We start from the raw sequence: 23,391 nt of genomic DNA on the forward strand, positions 1-23,391 counted from the left end.
CGCCTCAGGTTGGGGCGTTTTGTTTTTCTGCGTCCTCCCGGAGCAGGAGCGTCTGCGGGCAGTGCGTCTGCAGGCAGCCGAGTAAGACGCTGAACGCCGACGCCATCTGCTCTTCGGGCTGGCTGGCGAATCCCATCAGTAATCCTTTCTTGCGCGCCGCCGTCAGGTAGTAGCGCGACAGCGGCCGCACCAGAATGTGCCGCGCATTGGCCTCTCTGGCGATCGCCACATCGTCAGCCTCTGCGGGCAAATTGAGGATCAAATGCAGTCCGGCATTATCGCTGAAGTCAGACAGGGCGTACGGCATACAGTGCCGCTGGATAAGCTCAGTTAAAAAGACCCGGCGACGGCTGTAGAGCAGCCGCATACGGCGGATATGGGCCGAATAGTGGCCGGCGGTAATAAACTCCGCCAGCGCCATCTGGATCAGCGAATGGCCGCCGCGGTAAAGCTCGGCATGGGCGTGCTTCAGATCGCTGACCAGCGGCCGCGGGATCACCACGTAGCCCAGGCGCAGGCCGGGATAGAGCGTCTTGCTGAAGGTGCCGATATAGACCACCGGGGCGTCGGCGACCAGACCCTGCAGGGCGGGGATCGGCTGACCGGAAAAGCGAAACTCGCTGTCATAATCATCTTCGACGATCCAGCTCCCCTGCTGACGGGCGAGTGCCAGCAGGCGCTGGCGGCGCTCAAGGCTCATCACCGCGCCCAGCGGATACTGGTGGGAAGGCGTAACGAAGATCAGCCTCGGCGCATCGTCAACCGTCTCCGGCGGGCACAGGCCGTTGGCATCGACGGTCAGGGGCTCTGCCCGAACGTCGTTCATCGCCAGCACGTGGCGGATCCCCCAGTAGGAAGGCTCCTCCACCCACGCCAGATCGCCGTTATCACACAGCATGCGGGTGACCAGATCGATCGCCTGGTGGATCCCCTCGGTGATAAGAATTTGATCTGACTGACAGTGGACGCCGCGCGACACGCGCAGATAATCCACCAGCGCCTGCTGCAGTTCCGGGGTGCCGCCGTTGCAGCTATAGCTGAGCCGCTCCGGTTTGGGCCGACGGCTGATGCGGGCCTGGATCTTACTGAACAGCGGGTGGGGAAAGGCGTTAACGTCCGGCACGCCGGGTATAAACGCTCCCCACTGGCGCGGGCTGGCGCTGACCTGGCCGAGCAGATGTTGGCCTCGGCGTGAAAGATGCGCCGTCGGTGCTGCGATACTGCTGTTTTCTTGCTGACCTTTAGCCGTCAATGAGCTCTCAGGGGCGGTTTGGGCAACGAATGTTCCGCTTCCCCGACGGGAAACCACATATCCTTCCGCCAGCAATTGTTCATAAGTTGTTAATATGGTGTTTCTTGATACGCCAAGTTCGCCCGCCAGGTCCCGCGACGGCGGCAGACGGCTTTGAGGCGCCAGCGAACCGTCGAGGATCGCGCGGCGCAGCGCGTTATATAAGCGTTTGTGCAGAAGAGGATCCCGCTCTTCCTGCAGACGGACCAGCACCAGGTCACCCACCAGCGAACGCAATTGGATCCCTCAGATATTCAAAATTGGTACTCGATTATAGGGCCAACTCCTGTGTAAATAAACGACATCGTTTCTAATTTGTTGCGATAACGTGACATACACGACAGGAGATTCGCAGGTGAAAAGCTCAGAACTGAATCAACGTCGCCAGCAGGCGACGCCGCGCGGCGTAGGCGTAATGTGTAACTACTTTGTCGAGAAGGCGGAAAACGCCACGCTGTGGGATATCGAAGGCAATGAGGTGATCGATTTCGCCGCCGGGATCGCCGTGTTAAATACCGGTCACCGCCATCCGAAAGTGGTCGCCGCGGTTGCCGACCAGCTGCAGGCGTTCACCCACACCGCCTATCAGATTGTGCCGTACGAAAGCTATGTTTCGCTGGCGGAGCGTATCAACGATCTGGCGCCAATTGACGGGCCGGCAAAAACGGCTTTCTTCACCACCGGCGCGGAAGCGGTCGAGAACGCGGTGAAAATCGCCCGCGCTTACACCGGTCGTCCGGGGCTGATTACCTTCGGCGGCGGTTTCCACGGCCGTACCTTTATGACCATGGCCCTCACCGGTAAGGTCGCACCCTACAAAATCGGCTTCGGGCCGTTCCCGGGCTCGGTGTATCACGGCGTTTACCCCAATGCGGCGCATGGCGTGACCACCGCGGATGCGCTGAAAAGCCTGGAGCGCATTTTCAAAGCGGATATTGCGCCGGATCAGGTCGCGGCCATCATCCTCGAGCCGATCCAGGGGGAAGGCGGCTTTAACGTCGCGCCGGCCGATTTTATGCAGGCGCTGCGCGACCTGTGCGATACCCACGGCATTCTGCTGATCGCCGATGAAGTGCAAACCGGTTTCGCCCGTACCGGCAAGCTGTTCGCCATGCAGCATTATGAGGTGAAACCGGATCTGATGACGATGGCGAAAAGCCTCGCCGGCGGTTTCCCGCTGTCGGGCGTCGTTGGTCGCGCCGAAGTGATGGATGCGCCAGCGCCTGGCGGGCTGGGCGGAACCTATGCCGGTAACCCGCTGGCGGTGGCCGCGGCGCACGCGGTGCTGGATGTGATTGCCGAAGAGCAGCTGTGTCAGCGCGCTGAACAGCTGGGTAGCCATCTGCAGGAAGTGCTCAACCAGGCGCGCGCTACCTGCCCGGCGATCGTGGATGTCCGCGGCCGGGGGTCGATGGTGGCGGTGGAGTTTAACGATCCGCAAACAGGCGAACCGTCGCCGGAATTCACCCGCCAGGTGCAACAGAAAGCGCAGGAGAACGGCCTGCTGCTACTGAGCTGTGGCGTCTACGGCAACGTGATCCGATTCCTGTATCCGTTGACTATCCCGGATACCCAGTTCTCGAAAGCGCTGGATATTCTGGCGCGCGTACTGAAGAGCTAACGTCTCCCCGGCGGGCTGCGGCGGCAGGGAAGCCGAACAGAAACAGGACGCCGCAGCCGGCTGTTTATGCTCAGCGTGAGTGGTTTATCACCCTGATATCACCTTTTTTCCGGCGGTGACAACCGCCGGAGTAAAACGGAAAGTATTATGTCTGAAAACTCCACCTTTTCTCCCGTCCTCACCGGCCGGGAACGTACGGCTGTCCCTGCAAAATCTCTGAGCTTCGTCGAAGGGGTATCGATGATTGTCGGTACCAATATTGGCGCGGGCGTCCTTTCTATCGCCTATGCGTCGAGCAAAGCGGGCTTCTTACCGCTGCTGTTCTGGCTGGTGCTGGTGGGCAGCCTGACGACGGTGACTATGCTCTATGTCGCGGAATCCACGCTGCGCACCCGTAAACATCTGCAGCTCAGTGGATTATCGAAGCGCTACGTCGGCGGCTTTGGCGCGCTGATGATGTTTCTCTCCGTCTGCGTCAATAGCGTCGGGGCATTGACGGCGTATATGACTGGCAGCGGTAAGCTGCTGCACTCCCTGTTTGGCATCTCGCCGGCGCTGGGTAGCGTGCTGTTTTTCGTTCCGGCGGCAGGGGTACTCTACCTGGGGCTGAAGGCGATCGGCCGCGGTGAGAAATTTATCAGCATCGGCATGGTGGTGATGATCTCGGTGCTGGTGATTGCCACGCTGTTGAAAGAGACCACTCGCGTCGGCTATCTGCTCGACGGCAACTGGCTGTATATGGTTCCGGTCTTCAACGTCGTGGCATTCTGCTTCTCGGCACAGTATATCGTGCCGGAGATGGCGCGGGGCTTCGCCGACAAACCGGAAAAATTGCCTAAAGCCATCATGGTCGGCATGGCGCTGACCTTTACCCTGCTGGCGCTGGTGCCGTTGTCGGTGATCTCGCTTAACGGTCTGGACAATATCTCGGATGTGGCCACCATCTCCTGGGGCCGGGCGCTTGGCGAATGGGCCTTCTTCTCAGCCAATCTGTTTGCGCTGTGCGCGATGCTGACCTCCTACTGGGGACTGGGCGGCAGCTTCCTGACCAATATCTTCGATCAGTTCCGCCTGGGGAATGACGAACAGCCCGCCCGGCGCCTGATGGTGCTGCTGGTGGTGGCGATCCCGCCGTTCGTACTGGCCTATAGCGGCATGGTCTCCTTCGTCAACGCGCTCTATTTTGCCGGGGTGTTCAGCGGCGTCATTTTATCGATTATGCCGATCCTGATGCTCAAGGGCGCCCGCCAGCGTGGCGATCTGACCCCGGGCTGGACCTGTCCGGCCTGGATGACCCATCCGCTTATCCAATGCTTCATTGTGTTGTTGTATCTTTGCAGCGCCGCCTACGCGATAGCATCCGCGGTGGGCTACCTACCCGCAGGCTGGTAATCAGGCTCTGTTTTGCACCGCGTCCGGTTCATGCTGGCGCGGTTTTTTTATTTGTCACTTATCTGTTACATAGCCCGCAATTTAGTCGTTTCAAATTCCTCAGAATGACGGTATGTTTAGCATAGTGTGCTGCAAAAGCGCGGGCAGCCCCCGGTTGATTAGCTATCATATGCTTTTCCTATCGGTATAAACAAAATAATGCGCTAATAAACAACATCACAACAAATGCAAAAACCATAATAATGGGGAGCCTCAGGATGAATATGAAGGGTAAAGCGTTACTGGCAGGATGTATTGCCTTAGTTATGAGCAGCGCGGCGCTGGCGGAAGATATCAAAATCGCGGTAGTCGGGGCGATGTCCGGCCCGGTGGCCCAGTACGGCGACCAGGAGTTTACCGGCGCAGAGCAGGCGGTAGCGGATATCAACGCTAAGGGCGGCATCAAGGGCAATAAGCTGCAGATCGTCAAATATGATGACGCTTGCGACCCGAAACAGGCGGTAGCGGTAGCCAACAAAGTGGTCAACGACGGCATCAAATACGTCATTGGTCACCTGTGCTCCTCTTCCACTCAGCCGGCGTCTGATATCTATGAAGACGAAGGCATTCTGATGATTACCCCGGCAGCGACTGCTCCGGAGCTGACGGCGCGCGGCTATAAGCTGATCCTGCGCACCACCGGTCTGGACTCCGATCAGGGGCCAACCGCGGCGAAATACATTCTCGACAAAGTGAAGCCGCAGCGTATCGCAGTGGTACATGACAAACAGCAGTACGGCGAAGGTTTGGCCCGTGCGGTGCAGGATGGCCTGAAAAAAGGCGGGGCAAACGTGGTCTTCTTCGACGGGATCACCGCCGGTGAGAAAGATTTCTCCACCCTGGTGGCGCGCCTGAAGAAAGAGAATATCGATTTCGTCTACTACGGCGGCTATCACCCGGAAATGGGCCAGATCCTGCGTCAGGCGCGCGCCGCCGGTCTGAAAACCCAGTTTATGGGCCCGGAAGGCGTAGCGAACGTCTCCCTGTCTAACATCGCCGGCGAGTCGGCGGAAGGCCTGCTGGTAACCAAGCCGAAGAACTACGACCAGGTGCCGGCGAACAAACCGATCGTGGATGCGATCAAGGCGAAGAAACAGGATCCGAGCGGCGCCTTCGTGTGGACCACCTACGCGGCGCTGCAGTCGCTGCAGGCAGGTCTGAATCAGTCTGACGATCCGGCGGAAATCGCTAAATACCTGAAAGGCGCGACAGTAGACACCGTGATGGGCCCGCTGTCGTGGGATCAGAAAGGCGACCTGAAAGGCTTCGAGTTCGGGGTCTTTACCTGGCATGCGAACGGTACGGCGACCGACGCCAAATAATTTAACCGGCGCCTTTCACGCTGCAAATGCGTTGTCTGCGGCCCTCAACCCCGGTCACTTACTGATGTAAGCTCCCGGGGATTTCGGGTCTTGACGCCTTTTTGCAACGCGAAATGCTGGGTTAAATGGGGGCGCCTTTCACGCCGCAAATGCGTTGTCTGACCCCGGTCGCGCTGCGCTTACCGGGGCTACAGTCGCCAGGTAGCCCGGCTAAGCGAAGCGCCGCCGGGTTCTTCCTTGGTCATGCTCCGCTTATTGGGGCTACGGCTTAATGCTTTTCCCAACCATTCTGCTGGGCGCTAAAGCCGAGCGCCTGCATAAAGGCCGCCATCACGCCGCGGTCCTCCACCCCATGGTCGGCGACGCGCCAGCTATTGATCGCCGGGTTATCACGCAATGTCTCTTCCACTAAGTATTGTCCGACGCCGCGGCGGCGGGTCACTTCACGCACGCACAGATCGCTGAGCTCACCTTCGACGCCGCGCAGGGTAACGCGCACGGCGCCCAGCAGGCGCTCGTTAAATCGGGCGGCGTAGAGACGATGGTTTTCATCAAGGGTCAGCGTCGACAGATCCTGCGACGGCCAGATTTTCCCCAGATCAATGCGATCCTGATCGCTGAAGTGCTGTAAACGGATAATGGTCAGTTTCATGGGCGGCAAATCCAGTGCAAAACAGAGGCGCCAGTGTACCCAAAATTGCTGTCTGGCGGAGCGCTGTTTTTTGCGCGTACATCAGGGGATTCGTTTTCCTGGCGTTGTCAGGGTAGCTCAATCCGTCATGGATCGAAAAATAAGCAGAATTTTAACCTAATGTGCAGCGTTTTATTCCGCCTTATGTATCGTTATTTTATGCTGCAGGATGGACTTTTTTTTGTTTATCTTCACCAAAATACAGAATATTATCTTTGCTTAATCGACTGAAAAATAGAGATTTTAATCTGTTTTTTAGTGAAAAACTGCGCTAAACCATTAAACTCAATGGTAAAAATGGCGTTGTTTAATAAAAGCACAGAATGCTTTTTAACCATAAAAATACAAAACATTTACACCACATCACGAACGGGGTTCTGCAGCATGAAAAGGAACGCGAAAACCATCGTCGCGGGCATTGTCGCATTAGCGATGTCGCACGCGGCGATGGCCAAGGATATTAAGGTCGCCGTGGTCGGCGCGATGTCGGGTCCGGTGGCCCAGTGGGGCGACATGGAGTTCAATGGCGCGCGTCAGGCGATTAAAGACATCAACGCCAGCGGCGGCATTAAGGGCGACAAGCTGGTGGCCGTCGAATATGACGACGCCTGCGATCCGAAGCAAGCGGTCGCGGTGGCCAACAAAATCGTCAACGACGGCATTCAGTACGTTATCGGCCACCTGTGCTCCTCTTCCACCCAGCCGGCTTCCGACATCTATGAGGATGAAGGCATCCTGATGATCTCCCCCGGGGCGACCAACCCGGAGCTGACCCAGCGCGGATACCAGTACATCATGCGTACCGCCGGCCTCGACTCCTCGCAGGGGCCGACCGCGGCGAAATATATCGTCGAGAAAGTGAAACCGCAGCGTATCGCCATCATTCATGACAAGCAGCAGTACGGCGAAGGGCTGGCGCGTTCGGTGCAGGACAACCTGAAGAAAGCCGGGGCCAACATCGTCTTCTTCGATGGCATCACCGCGGGGGAAAAAGATTTCTCCGCCCTGCTGGCGCGCCTGAAGAAAGAGAACATCGACTTCGTCTACTACGGCGGCTACTACCCGGAAATGGGCCAGATGCTGCGCCAGGCGCGCTCCGTCGGGTTGAAAACCGTGTTTATGGGGCCGGAAGGGGTCGGCAACGCCTCGCTGTCCAATATCGCGGGCGCCGCGGCGGAAGGCATGCTGGTGACAATGCCAAAACGCTACGATCAGGACCCTGCCAACAGCGCCATCGTCAACGCGCTGAAAGCGGAGAAGAAAGATCCGAGCGGACCGTACGTCTGGATCACCTATGCCGCCGTGCAGTCGCTGACGCAGGCGATGGACAGAACCGGCAGCCAGCAGCCGCTGGATTTAATCAACGATTTGAAAGCGCACGGGGCGAAAACCGTGATTGGGCCGCTGACCTGGGATGAAAAAGGCGATCTGAAGGGATTTGAGTTTGGTGTCTTCCAGTGGCACGCCGATGGCTCTTCGAGCGCGGCGAAATAAGCGCTGAAGACGAGTTATCCCTCCGCCTGCGAACCGCGGGCGGTTTGAAAAAGGTTACCTTATGTCCGAGCAGTTTCTCTATTTTCTGCAGCAGATGTTTAACGGCGTCACGCTGGGCAGTACCTATGCGTTGATCGCCATCGGCTATACGATGGTGTACGGCATTATCGGCATGATCAACTTCGCCCACGGCGAGGTCTATATGATTGGCAGCTATGTCTCCTTCATGATCATCGCCGCGCTGATGATGATGGGCATTGACACTAGCTGGCTGCTGGTCGCCGCCGGATTCGTGGGCGCCATTGTGATTGCCAGCGCCTACGGCTGGAGCATTGAGCGCGTGGCCTATCGGCCGGTGCGTAACTCCAAGCGCCTGATTGCGCTGATCTCCGCCATCGGGATGTCTATCTTCCTGCAGAACTACGTCAGCCTGACCCAGGGCTCCCGCGACGTGGCGCTGCCGAGCTTGTTTAACGGCCAGTGGGTCGTCGGCCACAGCGACAGCTTCTCCGCGACAATCACCACCATGCAACTGGTGATCTGGGTGGTGACCTTTATCGCCATGCTGGCCCTGACGCTGTTTATTCGCTACTCGCGGATGGGGCGCGCCTGCCGCGCCTGCGCGGAAGATCTGAAAATGGCCAGCCTGCTCGGGATTAACACCGACCGCGTCATTGCCCTGACCTTTGTCATCGGCGCAGCGATGGCGGCGGTGGCCGGCGTGCTGCTGGGGCAGTTCTACGGCGTGATTAACCCCTACATCGGCTTTATGGCCGGGATGAAGGCGTTCACCGCCGCCGTGCTCGGCGGGATCGGCAGTATCCCTGGCGCGATGATCGGCGGCCTGATCCTGGGTATTGCCGAGGCGCTCTCTTCCGCCTATCTCAGCACCGAATATAAGGACGTCGTTTCCTTCGCGCTGCTGATTCTGGTGCTGTTAGTGATGCCGACCGGCATTCTGGGCCGCCCGGAGGTGGAAAAAGTATGAAACCGATGCAAATTGCAATGGCGCTGCTCTCTGCCGTGATGTTCTTCATTCTGGCGGGCGTCTTTATGGGCGTGCAGCTGGAGCTGAACGGCACCAAACTGGTGGTCGATACCGCCGCCGATATTCGCTGGCAGTGGATCTTCATCGGTACCGCGGTGGTCTTTTTCTTCCAGCTGCTGCGGCCGCTGTTCCAGAAAGCGGTTAAGAACGTCTCCGGGCCGAAATTTATTATGCCGGCGATTGACGGGTCGACGGTGAAGCAGAAGCTGTTCCTGATCGCCCTGCTGGTGATTGCCGTGGCCTGGCCGTTTATGGTGTCGCGCGGCACGGTGGATATCGCCACCCTGACGATGATCTATATCATCCTCGGCCTCGGGTTGAACGTGGTGGTCGGCCTTTCCGGCCTGCTGGTGCTGGGCTACGGCGGGTTCTATGCCATCGGCGCGTATACCTTTGCGCTGCTGAACCACTATTACGGTCTCGGCTTCTGGACCTGTCTCCCGCTGGCCGGCCTGGTCTCCGCGGCGGCCGGTTTCCTGCTGGGCTTCCCGGTGTTGCGTTTGCGCGGCGACTACCTGGCGATTGTGACCTTAGGCTTCGGCGAGATCGTGCGCATTCTGCTGCTCAACAATACCGAGATCACCGGCGGGCCGAACGGCATCAGCCAGATCCCGAAACCGACCTTCTTTGGCCTCGAATTTAGCCGCAGCGCCCGCGAAGGCGGCTGGGATACCTTCAGCAACTTCTTCGGCGTCAAATACGATCCCTCCGACCGGGTGATTTTCCTCTACCTGGTGGCGTTGCTGCTGGTAGTGCTCAGCCTGTTCGTCATCAACCGCCTGCTGCGAATGCCGCTGGGCCGGGCGTGGGAAGCGCTGCGTGAAGATGAGATCGCCTGTCGTTCGCTGGGCCTGAGCCCGACGCGCATCAAGCTGACCGCCTTTACCATCAGCGCCGCGTTTGCTGGCTTCGCCGGCACGCTGTTCGCCGCGCGCCAGGGCTTCGTCAGCCCGGAATCCTTTACCTTCGCCGAGTCAGCCTTTGTGCTGGCGATCGTCGTGCTGGGCGGGATGGGCTCGCAGTTCGCGGTGATCCTCGCGGCTATTCTGCTGGTGGTCTCGCGCGAGTTGATGCGTGACTTCAACGAATACAGCATGTTAATGCTCGGCGGCCTGATGGTGCTGATGATGATCTGGCGTCCGCAGGGGCTTCTGCCAATGACGCGCGTGCAGTTGAAGCTGAAAAACGGTCAGGCGAAAGGAGAGCAGGCATGAGTCAGCCATTATTATCCGTTAGCGGCCTGATGATGCGTTTCGGCGGTCTGCTGGCCGTCAACAATGTGTCGCTGGAGCTCAGAGAGCGCGAGATCGTCTCGCTGATCGGCCCCAATGGCGCCGGGAAGACCACCGTCTTTAACTGCCTGACCGGTTTTTACAAGCCCACCGGCGGCACTATTCTGCTGCGCGACCAGCACCTGGAAGGGCTGCCGGGTCAGCAGATTGCGCGGATGGGCGTGGTGCGGACCTTCCAGCACGTGCGCCTGTTCCGCGAAATGACGGTGATTGAAAACCTGCTGGTGGCGCAGCATCAGCAGCTGAAAACCGGGCTCTTCTCCGGCCTGCTGAAAACGCCGGCCTTCCGTCGGGCGCAGAGCGAAGCGCTGGACAGGGCCGCCACCTGGCTGGAGCGCATCGGCCTGCTGGAGCATGCCAACCGTCAGGCCAGCAACCTGGCCTACGGCGACCAGCGTCGGCTGGAGATTGCCCGCTGCATGGTGACCCAGCCGGAAATTCTGATGCTCGATGAACCGGCGGCGGGGCTGAACCCGAAAGAGACCAAAGAGCTGGACGAGCTTATCGCCGAGCTGCGTAACCATCACAACACCACCATCCTGCTTATCGAACACGATATGAAGCTGGTGATGGGCATTTCCGATCGCATCTACGTCGTGAACCAGGGAACACCGCTGGCCAACGGGACGCCGGAAGAGATTCGTAATAACCCGGATGTGATCCGCGCATACCTTGGTGAGGCATAAGATGGAAAACGCGATGTTAACTTTTGACAACGTCAGCGCCCACTACGGCAAGATTCAGGCGCTGCACAACGTCAGCCTGCATATCAAACAGGGCGAGATCGTCACGCTTATCGGCGCCAACGGCGCGGGGAAAACCACCCTGCTCGGCACGCTGTGCGGCGACCCGCGCTCCTCCAGCGGGCGCATTGTCTTTGACGGTAAGGATATTACCGACTGGCAAACCGCGAAGATCATGCGCGAGGCGGTGGCGATCGTTCCGGAAGGGCGGCGCGTCTTTTCGCGTATGACGGTGGAAGAGAACCTGGCGATGGGCGGTTTTTTTGCCGACCGCGATCAGTTCCAGACCCGCATCAAATGGGTGTATGAGCTGTTCCCGCGTCTGCATGAACGCCGTATTCAGCGCGCCGGCACCATGTCCGGCGGCGAGCAGCAGATGCTGGCGATCGGTCGCGCCCTGATGAGCCAACCGCGCCTGCTGCTGCTGGATGAACCGTCGCTGGGGCTGGCGCCGATTATCATTCAGCAGATTTTCGACACCATCGAGCAGCTGCGCGAGCAAGGGATGACGATCTTCCTGGTTGAGCAGAACGCCAACCAGGCGCTGAAGCTGGCCGACCGCGGCTATGTGCTGGAGAACGGCCACGTGGTGCTGGAGGACACTGGCGACGCGCTGTTGGCCAACGAGGCGGTGCGCAGCGCCTATCTCGGCGGTTAATTCATCGCAACCCGGCGTCGTTCACTTCGCCGGGTTGTAGCCCGGGCGAGGCGCTTGCGCCGACCCCGGGAGCCGATCGCAAGAATACATTTAAAAGAGCCTGTTGGCTCTTTTTTTGTACATGTATGTTGTACAATAAAAGAGTACAGCTTTGGAGGTTTTTATGAGAACGGTTAACTATAGCGAAGCCCGGCAAAATCTGGCCGATGTGCTGGAAAGCGCAGTGACAGGTGTACCTGTGACCATTACCCGTCGTGGGCATAAATCTGCAGTCATCATTAGTGCAGAAGAGTTTGAACGCTACCAGGCGGCCAGAATGGATGATGAGTTCGCGGCTATCATGGCGGTTCATGGTGATGAGATCAGGGAGCTTGCGGATAAATGACGCTGCAGATTATCTCAGCGGAAGAGATAATACAGTTTCACGACAGGCTGCTCCGCGTCACGCCTGGCGTTGCCGGTATGCCCGATCTGGGGCGTGCCGAAGCGATAATGTATAGGGTGCTAAACAAAATTGAATATGAAGGTGTGACAGACGTGTGGCGACTCGCTGCGATGCATCTGCTGGCGATTTCTCGCGGTCATATATTTAATGATGGTAATAAGCGTACGGCACTGTTTATCACCCTGCTTTTTTTAAAGCGAAATGGAATTATATTGCCGGCGAATCCAGACTTCGTCGGCATGACCGTCGAGGCAGCAGCAGGGCAACTTACCCTGGAACAGATTGTCGCGCGTTTGCGTGGATGACGGTTAACTCGTTGCAACCCGGCGGCTTCGCCGGTTTGTAGCCCGGGCGAGGCGCTTGCGCCGACCCCGGGAGCCGACCGCACGAATATTATCCGTGTCTCAGCTCCCACTTTACTTCCCCCGTCCTTTCATCGGCTTGTCATCTCTCTGACCCGTTACTATCTTTTTTTTGTAATAAAAAAGTTATTTTTCTGTAATTCGAACATGTCATGTTACCCCGCGAGCATAAAACGCGTGAAATCGCGCATCCGGCACAACAAGAGAGATAACCGATGATATCGTTACGACATACAGCTTTAGGACTGGCGCTGAGCCTGGCTTTTGCCGGTCAGGCCCTGGCGGTTACCACCATCCCATTCTGGCACTCAATGGAAGGCGAGCTGGGTAAAGAAGTGGATTCTCTGGCGCAACGCTTTAACGCGGCCAATCCTGATTACAAAATCGTTCCGGTATACAAAGGCAACTACGAGCAGAGCCTGAGCGCCGGTATCGCCGCCTTCCGTACCGGCAACGCGCCGGCTATCCTGCAGGTGTATGAAGTCGGCACCGCCACCATGATGGCGTCAAAAGCCATTAAGCCGGTCTACCAGGTGTTTAGCGAGGCGGGCATCAAGTTTGATGAATCGCAGTTCGTACCGACGGTGGCCGGGTATTACACCGATTCGAAAACCGGCCATCTGCTCTCCCAGCCGTTTAACAGCTCTACCCCGGTGCTCTACTACAACAAAGACGCCTTCAAAAAAGCCGGCTTAGATCCGGAGCAGCCGCCGAAGACCTGGCAGGATCTGGCGGCCTATACCGCGAAGCTGAAAGCCGCCGGGATGAAGTGCGGCTACGCCAGCGGCTGGCAGGGCTGGATCCAGATTGAAAACTTCAGCGCCTGGCACGGTCTGCCGGTGGCCACGAAGAATAACGGCTTCGACGGTACCGACGCGGTTCTTGAGTTCAACAAGCCGGAGCAGGTGAAGCATATCGCGCTGCTCGAAGAGATGAACAAGAAGGGCGATTTCAGCTACTTCGGGCGTAAAGACGAGTCTACCGAAAAGTTCTATAACGGCGACTGCGCCATTACCACTGCCTCGTCCGGATCGCTGGCCGATATCCGCCAGTACGCCAAATTTAACTACGGCGTCGGCATGATGCCTTACGATGCCGACGTGAAAGGCGCGCCGCAGAACGCCATCATCGGCGGGGCCAGCCTGTGGGTGATGCAGGGCAAAGACAAAGAGACCTACACCGGCGTGGCGAAGTTCCTCGACTTCCTGACCAAACCGGAAAACGCCGCCGAGTGGCACCAGAAAACCGGCTACCTGCCGATCACTACCGCGGCCTACGATCTGACGCGTCAGCAGGGCTTCTATGATAAGAACCCGGGCGCCGATATCGCTACCCGCCAGATGCTGAACAAGCCGCCGTTGCCGTTCACCAAAGGTCTGCGCCTGGGCAACATGCCGCAAATCCGCACCATCGTCGATGAAGAGCTGGAGAGCGTGTGGACCGGCAAGAAAACCCCGCAGCAGGCGCTGGATTCCGCCGTGCAGCGCGGAAACCAGCTGCTGCGTCGCTTCGAGCAAGCGACCAAATCGTAATCTGTAACTTGCCCGGTGGCGCTGCGCTTACCGGGCCTACGATGTGCCCTATGTAGGCCGGGTAAGGCGTAGCCGCCACCCGGCATTGTTCAGGAACCCAATCTCAATGTCATCATCCCGTCCGGTATTCCGCTCGCGCTGGCTGCCCTATGTGCTGGTCGCGCCGCAGCTGATTATCACGTTGATTTTCTTTATCTGGCCCGCAGGCGAAGCGCTGTGGTACTCGCTGCAGAGCGTCGATCCCTTTGGCCTTTCCAGCCAGTTCGTCGGCCTGGATAACTTCGTTGCGCTGTTCCACGATCCGTACTACCTGGACTCGTTCTGGACCACCATAAAATTTAGCGCCCTGGTGACCGTCAGCGGCCTGCTCATTTCACTGTTTTTCGCCGCGCTGGTCGACTATGTGGTGCGCGGCAGCCGCTTTTATCAAACGCTGATGCTGCTGCCGTACGCCGTGGCCCCCGCCGTCGCGGCGGTGCTGTGGATCTTCCTCTTTAACCCCGGGCGCGGGCTGATCACCCATTTCCTCGGCGAGCTGGGCTATGACTGGAACCATGCGCAGAACAGCGGCCAGGCGATGTTTCTGGTGGTCTTCGCCTCGGTGTGGAAGCAGATAAGCTACAACTTCCTGTTCTTCTTCGCCGCGCTGCAGTCGATTCCGCGTTCGCTGGTTGAGGCCGCCGCCATCGACGGCGCCGGGCCGATTCGACGCTTCTTTAAGCTGGCGCTGCCGCTGATTGCGCCGGTGAGTTTCTTCCTGCTGGTGGTCAACCTGGTTTATGCCTTCTTCGACACCTTCCCGGTGATCGATGCCGCCACCGCTGGCGGCCCGGTGCAGGCGACCACCACTCTGATCTACAAAATCTATCGCGAAGGTTTCGCCGGGCTCGATCTATCCGCTTCCGCCGCGCAGTCGGTGGTGCTGATGTTCCTCGTCATTATCCTGACGGTGGTGCAGTTCCGTTACGTTGAAAGTAAGGTGCGTTACCAATGATTGAGAACCGTCGCGGGCTGACGATTTTCAGCCACACCATGCTGATCCTGGGTATCGCCGTCATTTTATTCCCGCTGTACGTCGCCTTCGTGGCGGCGACGCTGGATAACAAATCGGTATTTGAAACGCCGATGACGCTGATCCCCGGTAGCCATCTGCTGGAGAACATGAAGACCATTTGGGTGAACGGCGTCGGCGTCAACAGCGCGCCGTTCTGGCTGATGATGCTCAACAGCTTCATCATGGCGTTCGCCATTACGGTCGGCAAAATCGTGGTGTCGATGCTTTCGGCGTTCGCTATCGTCTGGTTCCGCTTTCCGCTGCGTAACCTGTTCTTCTGGATGATCTTTATCACCCTGATGCTGCCGGTCGAGGTGCGTATTTTCCCGACGGTGGAGGTGATCGCCAACCTCAACATGCTCGACAGCTATGCCGGGTTAACGCTGCCGTTGATGGCTTCGGCCACCGCTACCTTCCTGTTCCGCCAGTTCTTTATGACCCTGCCGGACGAGCTGATTGAAGCGGCGCGTATCGATGGCGCTTCGCCGATGCGCTTCTTTCGCGACATCGTGCTGCCGCTGTCGAAAACCAACCTCGCCGCGCTGTTCGTCATCACCTTTATCTACGGCTGGAACCAGTATCTATGGCCGTTGCTGATTATTCAGGATGTGAATCTTGGCACCGCCGTCGCCGGTATTAAAGGCATGATCGCCACCGGCGAAGGTACTACCCAGTGGAATCAGGTGATGGCGGCGATGCTGCTGACCCTGATCCCGCCGGTCGTCATCGTTTTAGCCATGCAGCGCGCGTTTGTGCGCGGCCTGGTCGATAGTGAGAAATAAAATGGCTGGTTTAAAACTACAGGCAGTAAGCAAAAGCTGGGATGGCAAAACCCAGGTAATTCAACCGTTGACGCTGGACGTGGCGGACGGGGAATTTATCGTCATGGTCGGCCCGTCGGGCTGCGGGAAATCAACGCTGCTGCGGATGGTCGCCGGACTTGAACGGGTGACCAGCGGCGATATCTGGATCGATCGCAAACGGGTGACCGAGATGGAGCCGAAAGATCGCGGCATCGCGATGGTGTTCCAGAACTATGCCCTTTATCCGCATATGAGCGTGGAAGAGAACATGGCGTGGGGGCTGAAGATTCGCGGCATGGGTAAGGGATTGATCGCCGAGCGGGTGCAGGAGGCGGCGCGCATTCTTGAGCTGGATGGTCTGCTCAAGCGCCGCCCGCGGGAACTGTCCGGCGGTCAGCGCCAGCGCGTGGCGATGGGCCGCGCTATCGTGCGTGACCCGGCGGTATTCCTCTTCGACGAACCGTTGTCAAATCTCGACGCCAAGCTGCGCGTGCAGATGCGTCTGGAATTGCAGCAGCTGCATCGCCGCCTGAAAACCACCTCGCTGTACGTCACCCATGACCAGGTGGAGGCGATGACCCTCGCCCAGCGGGTGATGGTGATGAACAAAGGCGTTGCCGAGCAGATCGGCACCCCGGTGGAAGTGTATGAGAAGCCAGCCAGCCGCTTTGTGGCGAGCTTTATCGGCAGCCCGGCCATGAACCTGCTGGAAGGGCGCATCAGCGATGACGGCGGTCGCTTTGAGCTGGCGGGCGGCATGCAGCTGCCGACGAATCATGAGCACCGGCGCCACGCTGGGCGTAAAATGACGCTCGGTATCCGTCCGGAGCATTTTATCTTAAGCTCGCAGGCGCAAGGCGGCATTCCGCTGCTGATGGACACCCTGGAAATTTTAGGTGCCGATAACCTCGCTCACGGGCGCTGGGGCGAACAGAAGCTGGTGGTCAGACTGCCGCACCAGCAGCGCCCGGCGGCAGGCAGCACGCTATGGCTGCATCTGCCTTTGGAACATCTGCACCTCTTTGATGGTGAAACAGGACAACGCGCATGAGTAACTGGCCTTATCCCCGCATCGTCGCCCATCGCGGCGGCGGTAAACTGGCGCCGGAGAACACCCTGGCGGCTATCGACGTCGGCGCCCGCTACGGGCACACGATGATTGAATTTGACGCCAAGCTGTCGAAGGACGGGCAGATCTTTCTGCTGCATGACGATAATCTCGAACGCACCAGCAATGGCTGGGGCGTGGCGGGCGAGCTGGCGTGGGACGATCTGCTGAAGGTCGATGCCGGTAGCTGGTTCAGCCGTGAATTTAAGGGCGAGCCGCTGCCGTTGCTCTCCCAGGTGGCGGAGCGCTGCCGTCGTCACGGCATGATGGCGAATATCGAAATTAAGCCGACCACCGGGCTGGGGCCGCAGACCGGGAAAGTGGTGGCGCTGGCCGCGCGCGATCTATGGCAAGGCATGACCGCGCCGCTGCTCTCCTCTTTTGAAATCGACGCCCTGGAGGCGGCGCAGGAAGCCGCGCCCGAGCTGCCGCGCGGGCTGCTGCTGGATGAGTGGCGCGATGACTGGCGCGAATTGACCACCCGGTTGGGCTGCGTGTCGATTCACCTCAATCACAAACTGCTGGATGCGGCGCGGGTGGCGAGCCTGAAACAGGCCGGCCTGCACATTCTGGTGTACACGGTCAATAAACCCCAGCGCGCCGCCGAACTGCTGCGCTGGGGCGTAGACTGCATCTGCACCGATGCCATTGATGTCATCGGGCCGAATTTCCAGCCTTAAGACGGATTTGCGGCGGACGATCTTTACGGATTAGTCTGCCGCAGCATCCCACCGTTGTTATTTGGCCGCACCTGCTGCGGCGCATTCAGATTGCCGCCCTGGGCCGCGCGCTGCTGATTAGTCTGCAGCTGGTTTTGCAAATGCTGCTGCTGCGAGCGGGTCTGATTGTTCAGATCCTGCTTCAGCATGCTCTGCTGCTGCTGTTGCTGGATCTTCATCTCATTTTGCATGCGCTGCTGGCTGGGGACCACGTAACCCGGCTGGTTAGGGTTGTTATTAATATTGATCGGCTGGGCTAATACGCCAAGCGGCATCAGCGCCGCCAGAAACAGAATCGCTTTCATGGTTTTCTCCTCCCGTGCGTGGGATCACTTAAGTGTACCTCGAATCTGCCATAACAATGATTTTTTAGGAGTTATCAACCAGGCTTAAGCGGGGAATGAAACCTACCTTTCAGGAGTAAGACAATGATAAAAACAACAATATGGCGTCAGGTGGTCATCGCTGCGTTGCTGGCGGGGGGCAGCTTTACCGTCGCCGCCAATCCGCCACCGCCGCCGCCGGTCTCTTATGGCGTAGAGGAAGATGTGTTCCACCCGGTACGCGCCCGGCAGGGGATGGTGGCCTCGGTGGACGCGCTGGCGACCCGCGTCGGCGTGGATATCCTGCGCCAGGGCGGTAACGCTGTCGATGCGGCGGTAGCGGTAGGCTACGCGCTGGCGGTCACCCATCCGCAGGCCGGGAATATTGGCGGTGGCGGTTTTATGATGCTGCGGACTAAAGACGGCAAGACCACGGCGATCGATTTCCGCGAAATGGCGCCAGAGCAGGCCACCCGCGACATGTTCCTTGACGACCAGGGCAACCCGGACAGTAAAAAATCACTGACTTCGCATCTGGCCTCCGGCACGCCAGGCAGCGTCGCCGGTTTCTCCCTCGCGCTGGAAAAGTATGGCACCATGCCGTTGAACAAAGTGATCCGTCCGGCGATTAAGCTGGCGGAAGAGGGGTTTATCGTTAACGATGCGCTGGCGGACGATCTGAAGACCTACGGCAGCGAAGTGATCCCGCAGCATGAAAATAGTAAAGCGATCTTCTGGAAGAACGGCGAGCCGCTGAAAAAGGGCGATCGGCTGGTGCAGAAGAACCTCGGTAAGAGCCTGGAGCTGATTGCCGAGCACGGCCCGGACGCCTTCTATAAAGGGGCCATCGCCGACCAGATCGCTGACGAGATGAAAAAGCACGGCGGGCTAATCACCAAAGCCGATCTCGCCGGCTATAAGGCTGTGGAGCGTACGCCGGTTAGCGGCGAGTATCGCGGGTATGAGGTTTACTCTATGCCGCCGCCGTCCTCCGGCGGGATCCATATCGTGCAGATCCTCAATATCCTCGAAAACTTCGATATGCAGAAATATGGTTTTGGCAGCGCCGACGCCATGCAGGTGATGGCGGAGGCGGAGAAACATGCCTATGCCGACCGTTCCGAATATCTCGGCGATCCTGACTTCGTCAACGTGCCGTGGCAGGCGCTGACCAGCAAGGCTTACGCCAAAGCGATCGCCGCCGAGATTGATGTCAACAAGGCGAAGCCTTCCAGCCAGATCCGTCCGGGCAAGCTGGCGCCCTATGAAAGCAACCAGACCACCCACTTCTCGGTGGTCGATAAAGACGGCAATGCGGTGGCGGTGACCTATACGCTGAATACCACCTTCGGTACCGGCATTGTGGCCGGTGATTCCGGCATTCTGCTCAATAACCAGATGGATGATTTCTCGGCGAAGCCCGGCGTGCCTAACGTCTATGGTCTGGTGGGCGGCGACGCCAATGCGGTGGAGCCGAAAAAACGCCCGCTGTCGTCAATGTCGCCGACCATTGTGGTGAAAGATGGCAAAACCTGGCTGGTGACCGGCAGCCCGGGCGGCAGTCGGATCATCACCACCGTACTGCAGATGGTGGTCAATACCATCGATTTCGGGATGAACGTCGCGGAAGCCACCAACGCGCCGCGTTTCCACCATCAATGGCTGCCGGATGAGCTGCGGGTGGAGAAAGGCTTTAGCCCGGATACCCTCAAGCTGCTGGAGGCGAAGGGGCAGAAAGTGGCGCTGAAAGAGGCGATGGGCAGTACCCAGAGCATCATGGTGGGACCGGACGGCATGCTGTATGGCGCCTCCGATCCGCGTTCGCCGGATGATTTAACGGCGGGGTATTGATGTGTTGCCCGGTGGCGCTGCTGCGCTTACCGGGCCTACAACTGTGCGAACGCAGGCCGGGTAAGGCGAAGCCGCCACCCGGCAACACGCTACTTCATTCTCGCCATATAATACGCATCCACATACTCACCGTTGCGCAGCGCGTAACGCCTGCCGGTGCCTTCGATCTCAAAGCCGTACTTCTTATACACCGCAATCGCCGGGGCATTATCGGCGAACACCGTCAGCTCAATACGCTCGACGCGCAGCCAGTTGTCGCACAGGTCGATCATCTCGCGCATCAGCGCGCTGGCGACGCCGCGGTTGTGCCAGCGCGAATCCACGCTGACACCAAAATCGGCGACGTGGCTACGGCGGGGACGTTGGACGACGGCAATGCTTAAATGGCCGACAACTTGCTCATCGATACAGGCCACCAGCTGCTTCACGCCGGGCGTATCGGTTAGCCGCTCCCGCCACATATGTTCGGATGGATGAGGGACCTGTAGCGTGTTGTGATACACCTCCGGCTGGGCGTGAATTTGACGAATCGCGTCAATATCTTTCGGTTCAGCATGGCGTATCACGATGTCACTCATTCCTTGTTCCTCATTCAGGTGAAAAGTCCCTTTAAACATCACTGACTACGGCGTTCGAGTCAACACGCATTATTTGCAAAAAAAAGTAGACAAGTGCGAATGAGAATGATTATTATTGTCCTGCATTCAGGGAGACCCTTGCGGAAAGCCTGAAAGCACGACATTGCTCACATTGCTTCCAGTATTACTTTAGCCAGCCGGGTGCTGGCTTTTTTTTTTGCTGCTATCTCAGGCGCTCTGCGGCCTGACGGGCTCCGCGTCGGTTTTGGAGGGTGCGTCTGCTACCAGACCGAGAATATGACTTTTGTTCTCCGCGGCGGCCAGCATTTCAGCGCGACCGCTAAAAACGCCGCCTTTCTTGATCGCCAGCGCGCGATAGGCGAGGGTACCCTCCAGATGGCCGTGCTCCTCGATGGTGATGCTGTCGCCATGACACTGGCCCTGCACCTTGCCGTCAATTATTAGCTCCCGGCAGCTGACGTTGCCCTCCACCTGGCCTTCACGCATTACCTTAATCAAATGCTCTTTGGCCTCAATGTTGCCGGTGACCTGACCGTGGATATAGACATGGCCGCTGGCGACTATATTGCCGACGAAATGCACCCCGCTGGCGATGACCGTAGTCTCGTGTTTTTTGCTGGCGACCGCTTCGGGTTCTGGGTTAATTGCCGGAGGCGTGGCTGCTTCTGATATCAGAGGTTCCGTTTTATTTTTCTTAATAAACATCGCGTTAATCTTGTTCCGTTGGCTATGGAGGAGGAAAGCGATAAGCGCGCAGGCGGCCGCCAGGCGCGCCAGCGCGCTTGCATCGACAGACCAGGCGATCAGCGCGAGAAGCCAGAAAAAAAGGGCGCCGTTTATGGCGAGATACTGTTTGTCCATCAGCAGCGGCTGGCTACTCCGTTAGTCATCAGCAACCTCCTGGTTTGCTCTCCACTTATCCGCAGTTTTGCCATGGCGATCAAGGTTTTTTGCCGAAAACTGCTGATTTAATCACTTATTAATCAATAAGTTATTAATAATTACGTATGAGTGATACTCGAACTATTTTCCTAACGAATCTTCACTGCAAGCAAACAGAGAGGATGAAGTGAGGGACCGGCTTGCGCTATGGTTGAAGGTAGCTCATTAACTAAGGACAGCGTTATGACTCTGCACTGCGCATTTATTGGCTTTGGTAAAAGCACCACCCGCTATCACCTTCCTTACGTTTTGCACCGCAAAGACCGCTGGCAGGTAGCGCACATTTACCGCCGCCGGGCGAAGCCCGAGGAGCAGGCGCCGCAGTATTCCCATATTCATTTCACCAGCGACCTTGAAGAAGTATTAAACGATCCACTGGTCAAGCTGGTGGTGGTCTGCACTCACGCCGACAGCCATTTTGAATATGCGAAAAAGGCGCTGGAGGCAGGAAAAAACGTGCTGGTGGAAAAGCCGTTCACCCCGACGCTGGAGGAAGCAAAAACTCTGTTTGCCCTGGCGAACAGCAAAGGCCTGACGGTGACGCCCTATCAGAACCGCCGTTTCGACTCCTGCTTCCTGACCACCAAAAAGGTGATTGAGAGCGGGAAACTCGGCGAACTGGTGGAGATCGAAAGCCATTTCGATAACTACCGCCCGCTGGCGGAGACCAACCCCGGCGGTCCGCAAAACGGCGAGTTCTATGGCCTTGGCGTGCATACCCTGGATCAGATCATTTCGTTGTTCGGCCGCCCGGACCATGTCTCTTACGATCTGCGCTCGCTGCGCAATAAAGCCAACCCGGATGACACCTTTGAAGCCCAGCTGTTCTACGGCGATATGAAGGCCATCGTTAAGACCAGCCATCTGGTGCAGATCGATTACCCGAAATTTATCGTTCACGGGCACAAAGGTTCGTTTGTGAAGTACGGCATTGACCAGCAGGAGACCAGCCTGAAGGCCAATATCATGCCGGGCGAGCCGGGATTTGGCGCGGACGACAGCGTTGGCGAGCTGGTGTATGTCAACGAGGCAGGGGAGATGGTGCGCGAAGCGGTGCCGCTGGAGAGCGGCGATTATGGTCGGGTGTACGACGCGCTGTACGACACCCTCGTCAACGGCCAGCCGAATTACGTCAAGGAAACTGACGTTCTCACCAATATGGAGATCCTGCAGCGCGGCTTTGAGCAGCCTTCACCGGCCACCATTACCCTTACCCGATAAGTCAAATTGGCTCTTCTGCGCTTGTTCATATTTTTTGAACAGAGGAGTCAATTTTCACCCTCTATGATCGCCGGCGAAATGGGTCCACACTGACTCCATCGACAACATACGGGGGTGCAACATGATCTATTTACGCAAAGCGAACGAACGTGGCCACGCTAACCATGGCTGGCTGGATTCCTGGCATACTTTCTCTTTCGCCAACTATTATGACCCGAACTTTATGGGCTTCTCGGCCCTGCGGGTGATTAACGACGACGTCATCGACGCCGGTCAGGGCTTCGGTACCCACCCGCACAAAGACATGGAGATCCTGACCTATGTGCTGGAAGGGGCGGTGGAGCACCAGGACAGCATGGGCAACAAAGAGCAGGTGCCGGCGGGCGAGTTCCAGATCATGAGCGCGGGTACCGGGGTGCGCCACTCTGAGTACAACCCGAGCAAAACCGATCGTCTGCGTCTGTATCAGATCTGGATTATTCCGGAAGAAACCGGCATTACCCCGCGCTACGAGCAGCGCCGCTTCGACGCCGCCCAGGGCAAACAGCTGGTGCTGTCGCCGGATGCGCGAGATGGCTCGCTGAAGGTGTACCAGGATATGGAACTCTATCGCTGGGCGCTGCTGAAAGATGAGCAGTCGGTTCACCAGATTGCCGCGGAACGCCGCGTGTGGATCCAGGTGGTCAAAGGCGAAGTGACCATCAACGGTACCAAAGCCACCACCAGCGACGGTTTGGCCATCTGGGACGAGCAGGCGATTTCGGTTCATGCCGACAGCGATAGCGAGATCCTGCTGTTCGATCTGCCGCCGGTTTGATAGTTATCTGAGCCAGGTTAAATA

Annotated in this window: 23 protein-coding genes; 18 read left to right on the plus strand and 5 right to left on the minus strand. The window is 58.1% G+C overall.

Annotated features, from left to right (window positions below; translation table 11 throughout):
• Positions 1-4: 4 nt before the first annotated feature.
• Complete coding sequence (locus tag KHQ23_RS06750) at positions 5-1,528, minus strand: PLP-dependent aminotransferase family protein (RefSeq protein WP_004173997.1); 1,524 nt, start codon at positions 1,526-1,528, stop codon at positions 5-7.
• 118 nt (positions 1,529-1,646) lie between these two features.
• Here KHQ23_RS06750 and KHQ23_RS06755 point away from each other — a divergent pair, with 118 nt between their 5' ends.
• The 3 genes from KHQ23_RS06755 to livJ all read left to right on the plus strand — a co-directional run bounded on the left by KHQ23_RS06755 (position 1,647) and on the right by livJ (position 5,665).
• The gene (locus KHQ23_RS06755; protein ID WP_020803514.1) at positions 1,647-2,912 is read left to right on the plus strand and encodes a 4-aminobutyrate--2-oxoglutarate transaminase; all 1,266 of its coding nucleotides are present in this window, start codon (positions 1,647-1,649) and stop codon (positions 2,910-2,912) included.
• Positions 2,913-3,059: 147 nt separating this feature from the next.
• Entirely contained in the window at positions 3,060-4,304 is a 1,245-nt protein-coding gene (locus KHQ23_RS06760; RefSeq protein WP_004150081.1) for an aromatic amino acid transport family protein, read from the plus strand.
• Between the two features lie 257 nt (positions 4,305-4,561).
• On the plus strand, positions 4,562-5,665 hold the full coding sequence (gene livJ / locus KHQ23_RS06765) for a branched chain amino acid ABC transporter substrate-binding protein LivJ (protein WP_002920812.1): 1,104 nt from the start codon (positions 4,562-4,564) through the stop codon (positions 5,663-5,665).
• Positions 5,666-5,933: 268 nt separating this feature from the next.
• On the opposite strand, the gene panM is transcribed toward livJ, so the two are convergent.
• Positions 5,934-6,317, minus strand: coding sequence for an aspartate 1-decarboxylase autocleavage activator PanM (gene panM / locus KHQ23_RS06770; protein ID WP_002920810.1), 384 nt, complete (start codon positions 6,315-6,317; stop codon positions 5,934-5,936).
• A 423-nt stretch (positions 6,318-6,740) separates the two neighbouring features.
• Between panM and livK the strand changes: the two genes are divergently transcribed.
• From livK to ugpQ, 12 genes are all read left to right on the plus strand, one after another.
• The gene (gene livK / locus KHQ23_RS06775) at positions 6,741-7,850 is read left to right on the plus strand and encodes a high-affinity branched-chain amino acid ABC transporter substrate-binding protein LivK (RefSeq protein ID WP_009484077.1); all 1,110 of its coding nucleotides are present in this window, start codon (positions 6,741-6,743) and stop codon (positions 7,848-7,850) included.
• 61 nt (positions 7,851-7,911) lie between these two features.
• Positions 7,912-8,838, plus strand: coding sequence for a high-affinity branched-chain amino acid ABC transporter permease LivH (gene livH, locus KHQ23_RS06780; RefSeq protein WP_002920807.1), 927 nt, complete (start codon positions 7,912-7,914; stop codon positions 8,836-8,838).
• On the plus strand, positions 8,835-10,112 hold the full coding sequence (gene livM, locus KHQ23_RS06785) for a branched chain amino acid ABC transporter permease LivM (RefSeq protein ID WP_004174005.1): 1,278 nt from the start codon (positions 8,835-8,837) through the stop codon (positions 10,110-10,112). The genes livH and livM overlap by 4 nt, the downstream gene beginning before the upstream one ends.
• Entirely contained in the window at positions 10,109-10,876 is a 768-nt protein-coding gene (gene livG, locus KHQ23_RS06790; RefSeq protein WP_002920803.1) for a high-affinity branched-chain amino acid ABC transporter ATP-binding protein LivG, read from the plus strand. Before livM ends, livG begins: the two co-directional genes overlap by 4 nt.
• Position 10,877: 1 nt before the next feature.
• Positions 10,878-11,591, plus strand: a complete 714-nt coding sequence (gene livF, locus KHQ23_RS06795) for a high-affinity branched-chain amino acid ABC transporter ATP-binding protein LivF (protein WP_211776805.1) — start codon at positions 10,878-10,880, stop codon at positions 11,589-11,591.
• 163 nt (positions 11,592-11,754) lie between these two features.
• Positions 11,755-11,976 (plus strand): type II toxin-antitoxin system Phd/YefM family antitoxin, encoded by a 222-nt coding sequence (locus KHQ23_RS06800; RefSeq protein ID WP_004174006.1) that lies wholly within the window; start codon positions 11,755-11,757, stop codon positions 11,974-11,976.
• Positions 11,973-12,341, plus strand: a complete 369-nt coding sequence (locus KHQ23_RS06805) for a type II toxin-antitoxin system death-on-curing family toxin (RefSeq protein ID WP_004174007.1) — start codon at positions 11,973-11,975, stop codon at positions 12,339-12,341. The genes KHQ23_RS06800 and KHQ23_RS06805 overlap by 4 nt, the downstream gene beginning before the upstream one ends.
• 272 nt (positions 12,342-12,613) lie before the next feature.
• A complete protein-coding gene (gene ugpB, locus KHQ23_RS06810; RefSeq protein ID WP_004174008.1) occupies positions 12,614-13,930 on the plus strand; it encodes a sn-glycerol-3-phosphate ABC transporter substrate-binding protein UgpB in 1,317 nt (438 codons plus the stop codon).
• Positions 13,931-14,036: 106 nt separating this feature from the next.
• Positions 14,037-14,924, plus strand: coding sequence for a sn-glycerol-3-phosphate ABC transporter permease UgpA (gene ugpA, locus KHQ23_RS06815; RefSeq protein WP_002920792.1), 888 nt, complete (start codon positions 14,037-14,039; stop codon positions 14,922-14,924).
• Entirely contained in the window at positions 14,921-15,766 is an 846-nt protein-coding gene (gene ugpE, locus KHQ23_RS06820) for a sn-glycerol-3-phosphate ABC transporter permease UgpE (protein ID WP_004174009.1), read from the plus strand. Before ugpA ends, ugpE begins: the two co-directional genes overlap by 4 nt.
• A 1-nt stretch (position 15,767) precedes the next feature.
• Complete coding sequence (locus tag KHQ23_RS06825; RefSeq protein ID WP_004150074.1) at positions 15,768-16,838, plus strand: sn-glycerol-3-phosphate import ATP-binding protein UgpC; 1,071 nt, start codon at positions 15,768-15,770, stop codon at positions 16,836-16,838.
• Entirely contained in the window at positions 16,835-17,575 is a 741-nt protein-coding gene (gene ugpQ, locus KHQ23_RS06830) for a glycerophosphodiester phosphodiesterase (RefSeq protein ID WP_004174010.1), read from the plus strand. The genes KHQ23_RS06825 and ugpQ overlap by 4 nt, the downstream gene beginning before the upstream one ends.
• A gap of 23 nt (positions 17,576-17,598) precedes the next feature.
• Here the strand turns inward: ugpQ and KHQ23_RS06835 are convergent, their stop codons facing one another.
• Positions 17,599-17,919, minus strand: coding sequence for a DUF2756 family protein (locus KHQ23_RS06835; RefSeq protein WP_004150073.1), 321 nt, complete (start codon positions 17,917-17,919; stop codon positions 17,599-17,601).
• 123 nt (positions 17,920-18,042) lie between these two features.
• Between KHQ23_RS06835 and ggt the strand changes: the two genes are divergently transcribed.
• Entirely contained in the window at positions 18,043-19,788 is a 1,746-nt protein-coding gene (ggt, locus tag KHQ23_RS06840; protein WP_004150072.1) for a gamma-glutamyltransferase, read from the plus strand.
• Positions 19,789-19,877: 89 nt separating this feature from the next.
• Here the strand turns inward: ggt and yhhY are convergent, their stop codons facing one another.
• Together yhhY and KHQ23_RS06850 are read right to left on the minus strand one after the other, a co-directional pair.
• Positions 19,878-20,366 carry an N-acetyltransferase gene (yhhY, locus tag KHQ23_RS06845; protein WP_004174011.1) on the minus strand — a complete coding sequence of 163 codons (489 nt, stop codon included), beginning with the start codon at positions 20,364-20,366 and terminating at the stop codon, positions 19,878-19,880.
• A gap of 228 nt (positions 20,367-20,594) precedes the next feature.
• Positions 20,595-21,248, minus strand: coding sequence for a polymer-forming cytoskeletal protein (locus tag KHQ23_RS06850; protein WP_004174012.1), 654 nt, complete (start codon positions 21,246-21,248; stop codon positions 20,595-20,597).
• A gap of 264 nt (positions 21,249-21,512) precedes the next feature.
• On the opposite strand from KHQ23_RS06850, the gene KHQ23_RS06855 reads away from it, so the two are divergent.
• The gene (locus KHQ23_RS06855) at positions 21,513-22,550 is read left to right on the plus strand and encodes an oxidoreductase (RefSeq protein WP_004174013.1); all 1,038 of its coding nucleotides are present in this window, start codon (positions 21,513-21,515) and stop codon (positions 22,548-22,550) included.
• A 121-nt stretch (positions 22,551-22,671) separates the two neighbouring features.
• On the plus strand, positions 22,672-23,367 hold the full coding sequence (locus tag KHQ23_RS06860; protein WP_002920779.1) for a pirin family protein: 696 nt from the start codon (positions 22,672-22,674) through the stop codon (positions 23,365-23,367).
• Positions 23,368-23,391: the final 24 nt, after the last annotated feature.

Source organism: Klebsiella sp. 64 (genome assembly GCF_018223915.1).
Classification (GTDB): domain Bacteria; phylum Pseudomonadota; class Gammaproteobacteria; order Enterobacterales; family Enterobacteriaceae; genus Klebsiella; species Klebsiella pneumoniae.